Origin of the sequence: Halomonas campaniensis (assembly GCF_002211105.1) — a bacterium.
GTDB classification, from domain to species: Bacteria; Pseudomonadota; Gammaproteobacteria; order Pseudomonadales; family Halomonadaceae; genus Vreelandella; species Vreelandella campaniensis_A.
In genome coordinates, this window is sequence record NZ_JPUA01000034.1 from 569,672 (window position 1) to 583,353 (window position 13,682).

Annotated in this window: 14 protein-coding genes; 7 read left to right on the forward strand and 7 right to left on the reverse strand. The window is 56.2% G+C overall.

The window, feature by feature from the left end:
- Positions 1–111: 111 nt before the first annotated feature.
- Positions 112–600 carry a PRC-barrel domain-containing protein gene (locus JI62_RS14975; protein ID WP_170938567.1) on the reverse strand — a complete coding sequence of 163 codons (489 nt, stop codon included), beginning with the start codon at positions 598–600 and terminating at the stop codon, positions 112–114.
- A 109-nt stretch (positions 601–709) separates the two neighbouring features.
- On the reverse strand, positions 710–907 hold the full coding sequence (locus tag JI62_RS14980) for a CsbD family protein (RefSeq protein WP_027959898.1): 198 nt from the start codon (positions 905–907) through the stop codon (positions 710–712).
- A 252-nt stretch (positions 908–1,159) separates the two neighbouring features.
- Between JI62_RS14980 and JI62_RS14985 the strand changes: the two genes are divergently transcribed.
- The 3 genes from JI62_RS14985 to nfi all read left to right on the forward strand — a co-directional run bounded on the left by JI62_RS14985 (position 1,160) and on the right by nfi (position 3,978).
- Positions 1,160–1,351, forward strand: coding sequence for a hypothetical protein (locus JI62_RS14985; RefSeq protein WP_088701348.1), 192 nt, complete (start codon positions 1,160–1,162; stop codon positions 1,349–1,351).
- An 88-nt stretch (positions 1,352–1,439) separates the two neighbouring features.
- Positions 1,440–3,155, forward strand: coding sequence for a DEAD/DEAH box helicase (locus JI62_RS14990; RefSeq protein WP_088700907.1), 1,716 nt, complete (start codon positions 1,440–1,442; stop codon positions 3,153–3,155).
- Between the two features lie 136 nt (positions 3,156–3,291).
- The gene (gene nfi, locus JI62_RS14995; RefSeq protein WP_088700908.1) at positions 3,292–3,978 is read left to right on the forward strand and encodes a deoxyribonuclease V; all 687 of its coding nucleotides are present in this window, start codon (positions 3,292–3,294) and stop codon (positions 3,976–3,978) included.
- Between the two features lie 30 nt (positions 3,979–4,008).
- On the opposite strand, the gene JI62_RS15000 is transcribed toward nfi, so the two are convergent.
- Positions 4,009–4,725: a glutamine amidotransferase gene (locus JI62_RS15000; RefSeq protein ID WP_088700909.1), complete on the reverse strand. Its 717-nt coding sequence runs from the start codon at positions 4,723–4,725 to the stop codon at positions 4,009–4,011.
- Positions 4,726–4,875: 150 nt separating this feature from the next.
- Between JI62_RS15000 and tpx the strand changes: the two genes are divergently transcribed.
- Complete coding sequence (gene tpx / locus JI62_RS15005) at positions 4,876–5,376, forward strand: thiol peroxidase (protein WP_088700910.1); 501 nt, start codon at positions 4,876–4,878, stop codon at positions 5,374–5,376.
- Positions 5,377–5,381: 5 nt separating this feature from the next.
- On the opposite strand, the gene JI62_RS15010 is transcribed toward tpx, so the two are convergent.
- Complete coding sequence (locus tag JI62_RS15010) at positions 5,382–6,056, reverse strand: gamma-glutamyl-gamma-aminobutyrate hydrolase family protein (protein ID WP_088700911.1); 675 nt, start codon at positions 6,054–6,056, stop codon at positions 5,382–5,384.
- A 60-nt stretch (positions 6,057–6,116) separates the two neighbouring features.
- Complete coding sequence (locus JI62_RS15015) at positions 6,117–7,127, reverse strand: amidoligase family protein (protein WP_088700912.1); 1,011 nt, start codon at positions 7,125–7,127, stop codon at positions 6,117–6,119.
- A 132-nt stretch (positions 7,128–7,259) separates the two neighbouring features.
- Here JI62_RS15015 and JI62_RS15020 point away from each other — a divergent pair, with 132 nt between their 5' ends.
- The gene (locus tag JI62_RS15020; RefSeq protein WP_088700913.1) at positions 7,260–9,764 is read left to right on the forward strand and encodes a mechanosensitive ion channel family protein; all 2,505 of its coding nucleotides are present in this window, start codon (positions 7,260–7,262) and stop codon (positions 9,762–9,764) included.
- Here JI62_RS15020 and JI62_RS15025 read toward each other — a convergent pair.
- Positions 9,681–10,112 carry a hypothetical protein gene (locus tag JI62_RS15025; RefSeq protein WP_088700914.1) on the reverse strand — a complete coding sequence of 144 codons (432 nt, stop codon included), beginning with the start codon at positions 10,110–10,112 and terminating at the stop codon, positions 9,681–9,683. The two genes, JI62_RS15020 and JI62_RS15025, sit on opposite strands and share 84 nt — an antisense overlap.
- 76 nt (positions 10,113–10,188) lie before the next feature.
- On the reverse strand, positions 10,189–11,214 hold the full coding sequence (locus tag JI62_RS15030; protein WP_088700915.1) for a DnaJ domain-containing protein: 1,026 nt from the start codon (positions 11,212–11,214) through the stop codon (positions 10,189–10,191).
- Positions 11,215–11,329: 115 nt separating this feature from the next.
- On the opposite strand from JI62_RS15030, the gene JI62_RS15035 reads away from it, so the two are divergent.
- Together JI62_RS15035 and JI62_RS15040 are read left to right on the forward strand one after the other, a co-directional pair.
- Positions 11,330–12,760 carry a hypothetical protein gene (locus JI62_RS15035; protein ID WP_088700916.1) on the forward strand — a complete coding sequence of 477 codons (1,431 nt, stop codon included), beginning with the start codon at positions 11,330–11,332 and terminating at the stop codon, positions 12,758–12,760.
- 195 nt (positions 12,761–12,955) lie between these two features.
- Positions 12,956–13,645, forward strand: a complete 690-nt coding sequence (locus JI62_RS15040) for a CBS domain-containing protein (RefSeq protein WP_088700917.1) — start codon at positions 12,956–12,958, stop codon at positions 13,643–13,645.
- Positions 13,646–13,682: the final 37 nt, after the last annotated feature.

The following is a 13,682-nucleotide window of genomic DNA, read 5'->3' on the forward strand; positions in this document are numbered from 1 at the left end:
TGCCCATCAAATAAGCCCATCAAAAAAGGGCCGCCCAATTGGGTGGCCCTTTTTAATAGCGTTATGATTTTTGGCTAGCGCTAGGATATTCCTAAACGCTGCAAATCATCGTTAACCATTATCATCGATATCTAATGCTTCACGGGTACGCTGCCAAGCGCTTTCAGCACCTTCTTGTGTGGTTTGCCAAGCGTCGCGAGCGTTCGCTTTGGTCTGTTCCCACCACTCGTTGTTATAAGCGGGGAAACCTTCTACTTCTTCCTGGCTGGCTTCGACCATGATGCGGTGTTCTGTATCACCATCGGCTTCCGTTTCGGTCTCGAGGGTGAAGTAATCAGTATCCACGACAATTTCACGACCGCCTAAACCCAATACAGATCCACTTTCGATCACAATCGCGGTAATCCGCATCTCTTCATCAAACAGAATGTCATCAACATCACCTATCTCTTCACCAGAACCGCCGGCGAAATAGACTTCTGCATCGAGGATGTCATCGGCAGAGTACATGCCCTGTGGCTCGTTTTGGGCATGAGCGCTCATGGCAAAGCCCCCGATTAGGACAGTACCGATCACTGTTGACAGAATTGTCTTACGCATAGCATCTCTCCATGTGGCTACGAAAAATGTTAAGTCGCTTATCGGCTATGCTAGCCAACCGACAGACTCAAAACAGGAATAGAGTGTTATAGAAGGAGCAGTCAAAACGCTACTGCTTGTCAGCCCAGTCGTCGGCTTGGCGCTCTGCTTCTTCGCGCTCAAGGCCGTACTTCTGCTGAAGCTTGCCTACCAGCTGATCTTTCTTACCGCCGATCTGATCCAATTCATCGTCGGTAAGCTCGCCCCAGCTAGAACGTGCTTTACCCTTCATCTCTTTCCATTTGCCTTCGATTTGATCCCAGTTCATTGCATCGCTCCTTGAGAATAGTGAACTTGATTAGGCATTTCTCAGGTTAGACCATATGTGCATGAGTGCAAGCCCTTGTTTCAATGTGGTGTAAGTTAAAAGTGCTGGTCAGAAGCGAAATGCGATGTTAGGATGCGCCCTCCTCGCATGTGTTGACCCCTCCATCACGACGGTAAGCGTTAAACTGCATAATTGTTAATGAGTAGATGTTAATAGTTATTTGTAGTGTCGCTTGCGGGAACATCTCGCCAATTGCTAGATGTTCATTGCTGTGTAGATGGCGCGCCTCCAGTATTTTGCCACACGGGTGAAATCGGCGCAGAAGGTCGCCACAGCGGTTGGCCCGCTAACGCGGTGTTTGCCAACCGGATGCTAGGTGCGACCGGCGTCTCCGACTCCATTGATGGCTTTGACCGCTACGGCGGTGCCTGTTATCGACAATGACCACACTTTATGGCGTTGTGCGATGACAGAGTCAGAGACGCTTACGATGTTTTTTGCCGGTACTTACCGGCCTACCAAGGTGTGATTAATGACCTCGACTTCTGTCGCCTCGCCGAGCTTCGGCGATCTGGCTCTTTTGCCTGCCGTTCTGTCTGCTGTTGAATCACAGGGCTATTTAGTTCCCTCGCCGATTCAGGCACAAACCATCCCCGCGCTGCTTGAAGGCCGCGATATGCTGGGCCAGGCCCAGACGGGTACCGGCAAAACCGCAGCGTTTGCATTACCGTTACTGTCACGTTTAGAACTGACTCGCCGTGAGCCGCAGGTGCTGGTAATGGCGCCAACCCGCGAATTGGCTCAGCAAGTAGCTGCTTCGTTTAGCAAGTATGGCCAAAACCTGAAAGGTCTCGAAGTGGCGACCCTATGCGGTGGTCAAGAGTACCGTGAGCAGTTGGGCGCCCTTAAGCGTGGTGCGCAAGTAGTAGTAGGCACCCCAGGCCGTATCATTGATCACCTGGATCGCGGTAGCCTGAAGCTTGACGGCCTCTCTGCCCTGGTGCTGGACGAAGCTGATGAAATGTTGCGCATGGGCTTTATCGACGACGTAAAACGCGTGGTTGCCGATACCCCGAAAGATGCTCAGCGTGTGTTCTTCTCGGCAACACTGCCGACTGAAATCGAGCGCATCGTTAACCGCTACTTGGTTAACCCGGTGAAAGTCGCGATTGAGTCGGGCACTACGACCGGCGAAAACATCGAACAGCGCATCGTGCGCGTTGATGGCGGCGCTAAGTTGGAAGCGCTTTCGCGTATTCTTGAGGTCGAGCCGGTCGATGGGGCCATCGTCTTTGTGCGTACCCGTGCAGCTTGTACCACGCTTGTTGAGCAGTTGACTGCGCGTGGCGTTAACGCCGCTGGCCTATCGGGTGATCTCGATCAGAGCCTGCGTGAGCGCACCATTACCCGTTTGAAGCGTGGCAAAGTCGACGTGCTGATCGCCACCGACGTGGCAGCCCGTGGTCTTGACGTGTCGCGCATCACCCACGTTATCAACTATGACCTACCCCAAGACGCGGAAGCCTACACGCACCGTATCGGTCGTACTGGTCGTGCGGGACGTAGCGGTATCGCGATCACCTTTGCGGGCTTCCGTGAAGGCCGTAAAGTGGGCTGGATGGAGCAGGCAACCGGTCAGAAAATGACCGAAATGCCGCTGCCTGACGAAGCTGCCATTCGCGCCCATCGTGATGAGGTCTTCCATCAGCGTGTTCTTGCTTCCTTGACCAAAGGCGCCGAAGAGCAGCGTGCGCTGATTGAGCGTCTGATCGAAGAGGGTCATGACCCGATCGAGCTGACTTGTGCGTTTGCCGCTATGGCCCGTGCTGACGAAGCGCCGATCGGTCGCCTACAGGCGCCGCGCAAAGAGAAGCCTTCGCGTGATGGCGCGCCAGCCGGTAAGCCGGGTGCTCGTCGTGAACGCACTAGCGGCCCGACCGAAGGCATGACGCGTTACCGTGTATCGGTTGGTCATAAAGATGGCGTTAAGCCGGGTCAACTAGTCGGCGCTCTGGCTAATGAAGGTGGTATTGAAGGCGCACGTATCGGCCGTATCGATATTCGCAACGCTTTCTCTGTGGTCGAACTGCCGAGCGGTTTGCCTGCGACGATTCTGACCAAGATGGCCCGTGCCCGTGTGGCCGGCCGTCCGCTGGAAATCAGCGAAGACAGCGCACCGGCTGAGCGCGCTCCGCGCCGCCGTCGTGATGAAGGCGATGCGCCGGTTCGTCGTCGCGAACGCGCCTAAGTCTTTATCAGTGTAAGGATTAATCAGCTGCCGCCAAGTGGCAACTGAGTAATTCTCAAACGCCCCCGCCCCTTTACTGGTGCGGGGGCGTTTTTTTGCTACCTTATTCATCATTAACCGTTTCATGGAGGAAACCATGCCCGCACCATTACACGAATGGAATCTGGCCCCCAAGGAAGCGATGGCGCTGCAGTCGCAGTTGGCCAAGCGCTTGGAAATGACTGATCGTCTAGCGCCGGTAACGCATATCGCCGGGGTGGATATTGGTTTTGAAGAGGGTGGCGAAATCACCCGGGCAGCGGTGGTGGTATTGAAGTGGGATCCTGCCACTGCACCCGATTTAAGCGTGGTAGAGCAGGTGGTGCACCGCGAGCCCACCCGTATGGCCTACATCCCCGGTTTGCTTTCGTTTCGCGAAATCCCCGCCGCGCTAGGGGCGTTTGAAAAACTCAGCGTGATGCCGGAACTGGTGATGGTCGATGGCCAAGGGGTTGCCCACCCACGACGGTTAGGGGTGGCCGCTCACTTGGGGCTATGGCTGGATTTGCCCACCATTGGGATTGCCAAGTCACGTCTCTATGGTCAACACGCTGAGGTGGGCGAGCAGCGCGGCGACTGGGTACCGCTTGACGCGGGGCAGGAAACCATTGGCGCCGTTTTACGCTCCCGCGCCAAGGTGAAACCCGTGTATGTATCGCCTGGCCACCGCATCACGCTTGAAACCTCGATGGCGTGGGTGATGCGCTGCTTAGGGCGCACCAAGCTACCTGAGCCAACACGGCTGGCGGATCGGCTGGCCTCGCGGCGTGATCAGCGTAAGTAGACGGCTTTTGTTAAGGTTTGTTGCTAGAAACTATACGAACGCCAAAAAGCGACGCAGCAGGCTGGTAGCATCATGACAGTCGACAATGTTCGCCAACAGAGCGTCGGGCTCTTCGCCTTGGTCGCGTAGGGCGGCGCGTTGGCGCTCAAGGTAGGCGCGCATCACTGGCGCCGTAAACTCGGGGTGAAACTGCACGCTCCACTGGCGCGGGCCGTAGCGCAGCGCCTGGTGGGCGTCGTGGCTGTTATGGGCCAGCACCGTGCAGCCGTGAGGCGCCTGCATCACCGACTGAGCGTGGGTCAGGTGGGCGGCAAAACTTTCCGGTAGCTGGCTAAACAGCGGGTCTTGCTGGCCCGCTTGAGTAAGTCGCACGGTGCGCGTGCCCGATTCCCGGCCCGCCGGGTGGTAGTCGCTCACACCTCCAAAAGCGGCGGCCATTAACTGGTGGCCATAGCAAACGCCTAGCATAGGAATGTCGTTTGCCAATGCCTCTTGCAGCCACGGCTTAAGTGCCTCGCTCCAGGGCTCAGCCTCGCTGACCATGCTGTGCGAGCCCGTAATCACCATACCCGCGAGTGTATTAAGCTCAGGAGCGCTGGGTTGGCGGGTTGCATCCCACACCTGTAAATCTAAATGTGCCGGTAAAGCCGTGCTAAGCTGCTTTTCAAATAGCGTTTCAAAATCACCGTGCTGGTCGACAACTTCCGGAAAAGCGTCGCCGGTTTTAACGATTAATACGCAGGCCATATCACTCCCTCGGTAGGATGAAACGCAAACATTGAACAAAGGCCTTTCAGGAACAGCGCAAAGGCGTGAAGATAGCCTATCATGGCTTCTCAGTTGGTAAGAACGAGTTGGTAAGAACGCATTAATTATTAACGTCATAAGGAGACAATAATGCAACAGATTACCCGCGCAGGCGAACCGCTGGATGTGGCGGGCACGCTGCCCGCAAAAGGGCAGGCGGCACCTGAAATGACGCTGACCAATACCGAGCTGCAAGACGTTACCCTCGATACCTATGCAGGCAAGCGCAAGGTGCTCAATATCATTCCCAGTGTGGATACGCCCACCTGTGCTATGTCCACGCGTCACTTTAATGAGCTGGCGTCTAATCTTGATGACACCGTGGTATTGGTCGTCTCTGCGGACTTACCCTTCGCAGCTAAACGCTTTTGTGGCGCAGAAGGGCTGGATAACGTCGAAACGCTATCGACTTTCCGCCATCCCGAGTTTCGCGAAGCCTGGGGCGTGGCGCTGTGTAACAACCCCATGGAAGGCCTTTGCGCTCGTGCCGTCGTGGTGCTGGATGCCGACAACCGGGTGCTGCACAGCGAGCTGGTGAGCGAGTTAAAGAACGAGCCTGACTACGAGACTGCCTTGGCGGTGCTGAACTAGCTCGTCTACCGTTTTGCATGCCGCTGTGACGCCCTCACCAGCGCACGAATCAGGCGCTGCTGGGGGCGGTTAAATATCAGCCACTCAGGGTGCCACTGCACGCCAATCAAGAAGTCGTGCTCCCGCGACTCAATTCCTTGCACCAAACCATCTCTGTCCCGTGCAACGATTTCAATCCCTTTGCCCGCCTGATAAACGGCTTGATGATGCAGGCTGTTAACCCGGCACCAAGTGACCCCTAACAGACGGTGCAGCTTACTCGCTCCCACGATATCAACGGTTTTGCGCGGTAGTACGGTGCGGCGTCTTTTTAGCCCCTCATGGGTGGTGTAGATATCCGGATCCAGGGTGCCGCCAAGATGCACGTTGATTAATTGTGCCCCTCGGCAAATACCCAGCACCGGTGTATGCAGCGGAATAAAGCGTTCAAGTAGGGCTAGTTCCAGCTCGTCCCGTGCCGGGTCTAAGCGAACATCCAACTGCACTTCGCCACCGTAGAGGTGGGCCTGGATATCGTCACCGCCGCCAATGATCAAGCCGTCCAGGCTTTCAGGCTTCGGGCGCGAAGGGGACAGCCGTAGCGGTTTGCCGCCATGCCGCCAGACGGCAAACCAATCAAACCACCAGGCGAGGTGGCTTTTTTGGTCAGAGGTGGTAATTCCGATAAGCGGCCGAGTCATGCGGATAGTTACTCACTGTGACAGGAAATGAAGGATGTGAAACGAGGGGCTGCAAAAACGCTAGCGCTTACGACGAAGCCAACGAACCAGCTTCTCTTTTACGCGGATCAGCATCGGTCGGTTATGGTCGGCAATATACTCAGCGCAGCGAGCAAGCAACACCTCGGAATTAGCGGCAAGTTTCTCAACTTCCACCCAGCGATTCCACTCGGTCACTGAGCCCCACCCCGGCTGGGAAAGCTGAGCGTTGGGTAAGCGGTAGTGAAAGGTGGGGCGCGGCTTGGTAAGCTGCGTATGCAGTAATTCATGAGAGTGGTCGGGGCGTAGATAGGCAAATAGCGGCAGCATATCCAGCTCGCGATTGCGGGTTGGATTGTGGTGCAAGTAGTCGTCAATCAGTGTATCGAGATCAGGCGAATAGCGGCTATCCAGTACTTTTAGTGCATAAGCTTTGTGGAATGGATTGGCGTGGGGCAGCATCTCTCGGGTAATGTCGACTTTAATTTCGTCGCGCAGCCAGCCAGCCAGCAGCAAGTAAGCGCGCAGCATAGCGAGTAAGTAGTCAACGTCAAAGCGCTCCACTTCAGGGTTTAGGTGTAAACCAAACCCATACAGCAGGCTGGCATCGGTGCCCTTAGCGCCGTGTTCACGCAGGGCTTCAAACAGCGCGTCTAACTCTTCCAGCTCATTCCAGGGTATCGGTGGGCAAACGATTTCGGTAGGTACCAGACCGGTGACCATATCACCGATCAGTTCGCGGGTTTTTTGATGAAATTCGACTCGTCGCTGGTGCTGATGACGTGCCCACTCGCTATCTTCAGCGAGCGGAACGTCGACCAGTGACTTATCGGGATGCGCGTACTGGGTGTCGAGTTCGATACCAAACTCACCCCAGCGGGTATCTTCAACGAGTAGCCGATGGGGGCTTACCACGTTAAGCTCCCCGCCAAATAGCTCGCGTACGATCATCGCCGTGTCTCGGGGCGGCAGGCCAGCGAATTCAATTTCGATGCCAACTTGCCGGGTTTTCCCGTGGCTATTTAAGCGATTAGGCGGAGCTTGTAGCGTCATCTCGACATCCTTGAGGTGAACGTTTAGGTTTCCAGCCTATCATAGTCACGCGTTAAGACTGTGCGTATTGCTGGCGTAGCGGCGGCAGACGATAAGCAGAGCGCCATTTAAGCTAATTTTCAGGAGTAAGGCGTGCGACAGCACTGGTTAATCAACTCGCTAATAGGCGTTGTCTTGTTTGTGCTAGCAAGTCTGACAGTGACGAGCATGGCAATCACCCAGGCTCAGGCGCAAACGGTGTCGCTGCCCGGACTTGGCAGCGGTTCCGAAGAGCAAACGACCGAGGTTAGCGGCGAAGAGTTTCAGCGTTCGCTAAATGACGTCATCACTCTGCTCGAAAACGAGCAGCAGCGCAGCGAGTTGCTTAAATCGCTACGCGAGCTCCAGGTCACCGCTGACGCTGCCAGTGAGGATGAGGGCGTGGTGCGCCAAGGGCTGCTGGGTGCTCTTGCCGATACCTTGAGTGACTTGGGTGACCAAGCTGAGGCGAGTGGTTCCCCCATAGATGAGTGGGCGCGCCAACTGGCGCAAGGTGCTGAAGATTTGCGCGCGCTTAACGATGATGCCGACCAGGGCGAGGCCATTCGCGCGGTGGCCGAGGGGGCCGTGCTGGCCTTTATATGGGGGGTACTGCTGGTCGTCATGATTGCCTTTGGGCGTATGGTGGCTACCCGCCGGGAGTGGCCACTGGATCTCCCCAGGGATCCTAAGGGCTGGTTGATGGCAGTGCACTTCTTACGGCGTATGCTGCCCTGGGCGTTGTCGTTTGCCATCACGCTGGGCATTGGACAAGTGTTGCCCGATAGTCCTGGGCGAACGCTGGTGCTGGTGGTGGCCTATATTTGCGTGTGTGGCCGGGCCCTCTCGGTGGTGTTTGAAACGGTCATCGCGTTCTTTAGCCGTGGCCACCGGTTTACCGCGGTTCAACTGCTTCAACAACGTGCGCTGCGCGGGCTGTTTGTGATTGGTGCCTTGATTGCGTTGGGCGATGCGGTTAACTCCTCTCGTTTGGTGGAAATGCTGGGCAGTGAGCTGTCGAGCCTGGTGTCGGTACTTTCCAATATGCTGGCGGCGCTGTTCGCGGCGCGGTTTATTATCAAATTCAAACGGCCTGTGCGCCATTTGATTTGCAACCGCCCCTTCAAGCAGCGGCGTGATGCCAGCACCGCGGTCGAAATGATTCGCTCCTTGGGGGGGCTCTGGCACATCCCGGCGCTGTTACTGGTGAGTGGTTCGCTGCTGGCGATCTTTATCACCGTGGGGGATGTGGGTACCGCCCTGGCGCGCTCGATTATTTCTGCCAGCCTGTTGGTGCTTACGTTGGTGGTCACTGGGTTATTACGCCGCCAGGCTGAGCGGATGGGCAAACGTCGTCACCGCCACCGCCAGAGCCAGTACCGTAAGCGTTTGGAGCGTTTTGGTTTTGTGCTGGCACATATCTGTTCTTGGATGGTGTTTGCTGAGCTCTCCATGCAAGTTTGGGGCAGTTCTTTCTTTGGTTTGGGCCAGCAGGCGGTCGCCAGTGCACGGATTGGTCAAGCACTGGTGAGCCTTGGCGCCACCGTGCTCCTGGCATGGCTAGTGTGGATCTTTGCCGATACCGCCATTCAGCGAGCCCTGACATCTTCGGCACGCTCTCGTGGGCGGCGGGTCAATCAGGCGCGGGCGCAAACCATTACGCCGATGATTCGCAATGTCATCTTCGTCACCATTTTGATTATTGCCTTCATCGCTGGGCTGGCGAATTTGGGTGTCAATGTCACGCCGCTGCTAGCCGGTGCCGGTGTTATCGGTCTAGCGATTGGTTTTGGTGCCCAGACGTTAGTACAGGATTTGATCACCGGTATTTTTATCTTGATTGAGGATTCGCTGGCGGTCGATGACTTCGTGCAGATCAATAACCATATGGGTACGGTCGAGGGGCTGACGCTGCGCACCGTGCGGCTGCGCGATTTGGATGGGATAGTGCATATCATCACCTTCAGCCGCATTGAGTCGATTCATAACATGTCACGCCAGTTCGGCATTGCGCTGATGCGTATCCGCATTCCCTTTGATATGAAAATCGACGATGCGATTACGCTGATGCAGGAGACTGCCCAGGAACTGCGCCGTGACCCGATGATGCGTCACTACATCTGGTCGCCTCTGGAGATGCAGGGCGTTCAGGGTTTTGAAGATGGCTGCCCCATTTTACGTATGCGCTTTCGCACCGCGCCGGAGATGCAGTGGGATGTTTCACGGGCGTTTAACCTGCTGCTGAAGCAGCGTATGGAAGATCAACAGATTGACCTGGGCATACCGCGTCTCAGCGTGAGTATGGAAGCGCGCGCCGAAGACCGTATGGAGGCCACCGCGGGGACTTCGTTCTCTTTGGAAAAAGACTCGCCGGAGAGCGGACAGAACGGTGATGAAGCTGGGCAGGAGAGCGAATCAAACGATGGGCATCATAAGCAACCGGCGCCGCCGAAGCCCGCGCCGCGTCCGACAAAAGCCGAGATACGCCAGGACGAGCAGGCGCGCAAGCACGATAAGACGGCTAATCGGGCAGCCTCACATCGGCAAACGGCCCATGCACAGGGCGAGCCCCAGGGCGATACCTATGCCAGCCCCGGCGGCGAACACGGCGATGAGTAGCCATGGCCCACGTAATCGGCGCCAGCGGTTGTACAGCGAGACCGCGTGGCTAACGCGGTCAACCAGTTCGTCGTGACGGGCAATAGCGTGGTCGGGGGGCAGTGAAAAGTCGTTAGCGACATCGCCCTGCCAGTGGGCACCGTGGCTGAGCCCAAGGCGTGCGCGTAGCCTGCCAATATCACTGACGGTGTCGTGCAGCGTATCGTAGGTTTCGCGGCGTTCGGCAACCGCGAACACCGCCTCAGCATCCTGGCGTAGCGCGCTGTGCTGGCAGCTAGCCACAGCTTGGCTGATTTCCTGGTCGTTGGCCTCGGGGGAAACGGCGAGGCGCTGATACAAATCGCGCATAGGGGGCTGTTGTTTCTCTTAGAACTCGTTTCTTGTGAACCGGCGCATAGTGCGAAACGTATAGCGTCACATGGTCTTAGTAAGTTTGCATTAAATAATCATAGGCATTTTTAATACGCTGAAACCGTGCTGACGCCAAGGCAACCTGGTGTTCGCTTTCCGAATAGAAGCGGTCCGGGTGGTGAAGCTGCGCCATCCGTCGATAGGCGTGGCGTACCTCTACCCGGGTGGCGCCAGGGGTAAGCCCCAACACCGAAAGCGCCCGCGTGGTGCGGTCGGGCGGTGGCGGTGAAGCGCGCTGCTGCCGATGGCGGTGCTCTTGGTGGTGCTGCTGACGAGAATCTTGTTGGCGGGAGCGTCGCTGCTCGCGTTCGGCTTGTTCGCGCTGCTGTTGCTGCCTTTGTCGTTCCTGCTCCTGTTGGCGTGTCTGTTCCCGCTGGCGCTGCTGTTCCTGTTCTCGCGCTTGGCGCGCCTGCTCCTGACGTTGCTGCTTCTCCTGCTGTTTTTGTTGCTTCTGTTGGTGGCGCTGCTCTTTTTTTCGTTGCTGTTGTTCGGCCCGGGCGTGAGCCTGCTGGTGTTGCCGTTCAGCCGCCTCAGCCTCACGTGCTTTTCGGGCATGGTAATCTGGGTCGTGGGTTTGCCAGTAGGCGTCGCGGCTAGGGTCTTCGGGGGTGGCAAGCGGGGTGCCTGTGAGTTCCTTAAACAGCGTATTTAAGGTCATTGGTGCAACATTTAGCAAATCAGCCAAAAAGCGCAAAATATAGTGGTTGGCCAGCGACAGCTCGCCGTCATCGGTGGCGACGGTAATGGCTTGATGAATAATGCTTAGGCTACGTTCAGAGCCGCACTCTTTGCGAACCACCTCGGCGGCTAACTGGATTGCCTGCAGATCCTGGCTATGGGCAATACTCATCACCGGCCCCAGCTCATGCCCATGGCGAAACTGCGCGGTCACCTGAGCCAAGCGGCGGCGGCGCTGGCCTTCCGAGACGTGTTGGCGGTGCACCAGCACCCAGGCCAACAGCAGCAGGGTTGCCGTATCCACTTGGCTACGGCTCTTTAATAGCAGCAGCTCAAAGGGTGAAAAACGGGCAATGGGCATTTCCTAGCTCCACAGACGAAGAGGTAAATAAAGTACGGTGGCTTTATGCGGCAACATGATCATTTTTAGCCATGGTATATCATCACGTTAGGCAAAGGAGTAGGAGATTGATGAGTTGATCAACGTTGAGCGTAAAAACAGCTTTCAGCTGCGTCTTACCCGGCGGCTCAAGGAAGAGACATCGCATAACCTCGACGTCTATCTTTTTGTGCCTGGCGATTTGGGATTAAGCACCCAGCTTATCTCAGAAGAAGCCTTTTATCATGCTGCCATCAATGTCTCGCGTACCTACTACAGTGACGAGTATCTCCTGCCGCTGGTGCATAGTCGACTGGCCAGCCGTAATCGACTTGGCAGCGACTCGTACCGGTTGAGTTTGAGCCTCTACGCCTACCAATACGTGGAAGCGATGGAGCGCACTACCCGCTCAATGCTGGTGAGTGCCAATAAGCTGCGCCATGCTCGCCAAGAGGAGCGCGAAGAGAACAGTGAGGTACAAGAGAGTGCCGTTGCTCTGCGTGACCAACTGCATGAGATGATCGACCTGAGCGACGGTATTCTCAAGCGATTGAGACGGCATCAGCCCGATGACGAAAGTCTCTATAAGTACTTTGCCAATATTGATAACTACCTCTCCTGGTTTACCGAGCAGCAGTTGCTGGCGTTGGTCGCCCATATGCCTCGAGGGGGCGAGTTTACCGATATTCGTCGCCGTTTTATCAGTGTCTGCCATCGTGAGGATGAGTACCGCCGCGAACAGCAGTACAACGCTGAGCGGGTGATGGCCGACCCGACACGAATGTCGAATAAAATGCGCCTGCTGCGGCGGTTGATTGAGCACCCGATTACGCTGAAACAAGAGGCCTTGGAGTTGGGCAGCGGTGAGCAAAAAGCGGTTAAAGCGCTTGCCACCGCCGTGGTGATGGCCTTTGTATCGTTAGGCGTGCTGCAGTTGCGTAGCGCCCTGGGTGATATCACCGCGCTGTTTGTGCTAGCCATGGCACTGCTCTACGCCATGCGGGAGGTGTTTAAGGATGATTTGCGCAATACCCTGTGGCGCTGGTTGCGTAAAGGCCGCCCCAAGTGGCGCCGCCAGTATTTAGACCCTACGCGCAATGCCGCGGTGGGGCGTCAATTGGAGTGGTTTGATTATAAGCGCTTTGCTTCATTGGCCGCTGATATCCAAAAGATGCGCCGCCGCACGGTCGCTCAACGTGAAGAAGTGGTGCTTCACTACCGTTCAAGTTCACGTATGTCCCCCACGCGCTTTTTAAGCGGCTACGAGCACACCCGCGAAACCCTCAATCTGGATATCTCCATGCTCACCCGGCTCATGAGTAAGGGCAAACATCATATCTACCGCCTGAAAGATGGCCAGGCAGTGCGTGAGGGCGTCGAGCGCCGCCATCTGTTCAATCTGGTGATTCGGGAAACAGGCAGCGAAGATACGCCCTATCTTGCTCGTTGGAAGGTCGTCGTGAGCCGTTCGGGCATTGTCGATGTGGAGAAAGTCGAAGAGAGCAGTGGCGTGCAGGAGAAGAAATAAAAAGTGAGGAGTCAATACGTCCCCATCCCCATAAACTGTGCCAGATCAACGCTGCCTCAATGCGTTCTTGGTTATGGCTCGCCAGCATAGGCAAATTGCCCGCAGCGAACTAGGCTCAAAGAACAAGCAGGACAACCTGCATCTGCGACTCAGTCTTTAAAATACCTCTTAAGGGCTGACGCAAGGAGGAGAGCCATGCAAGCTATCGATATTATGACGCCCAAAGTGGTCAGCGTGGGCCCGGATACGGAAGTGCGCGACATTGCCCAACTGCTACTCAAGCACCGTATCAGTGCCGTTCCTGTGGTGGATAAGGATCGCCAGTTGGTTGGCATTGTCAGTGAAGGCGATTTAATGCGTCGGGTAAAAGATGAGGGTGACCACCGCGACGCCTGGTGGTTATCGCTGTTTACCGGTGGTAAGGATGCGGCGGACTATGTGAAGTCCCACGGTCGAAAAGCCCATGAAGTCATGACGGCCAACCCGCTATCCGTCGCGGAAAACACACCGCTGCACACCATTGCGCGTATGTTGGAAAAACACCATATCAAGCGGGTGCCTGTGCTACGTGATGGCAAGTTAGTGGGCATTGTCAGCCGCGCTAACCTGCTACAAGGTATCGCCAATGCTGCCGTGGCGCCAACCCAGTCGCCCACGGATGACCGGCAGATTCGTGAGGCCATTCTCAAAGAGGTTGAGAATAATACCGGTGTACAGGTCGAAGGCATTAGCGTGATTGTGGATGGCGGTGCGGTAGAGGTTTGGGGGCTGGTTGAATCCCATGAGCAGAAGCAGGCGGTGACCGTTGCTGCGGAAAACGTGCCAGGGGTCACGAAGGTTGAAAACCACCTGGGTATGATGCCGCGGGGCGTGGGCTATATGTGACCTAAAGCCCGCTATTAAAATAGCGGGCTTTTCCTTC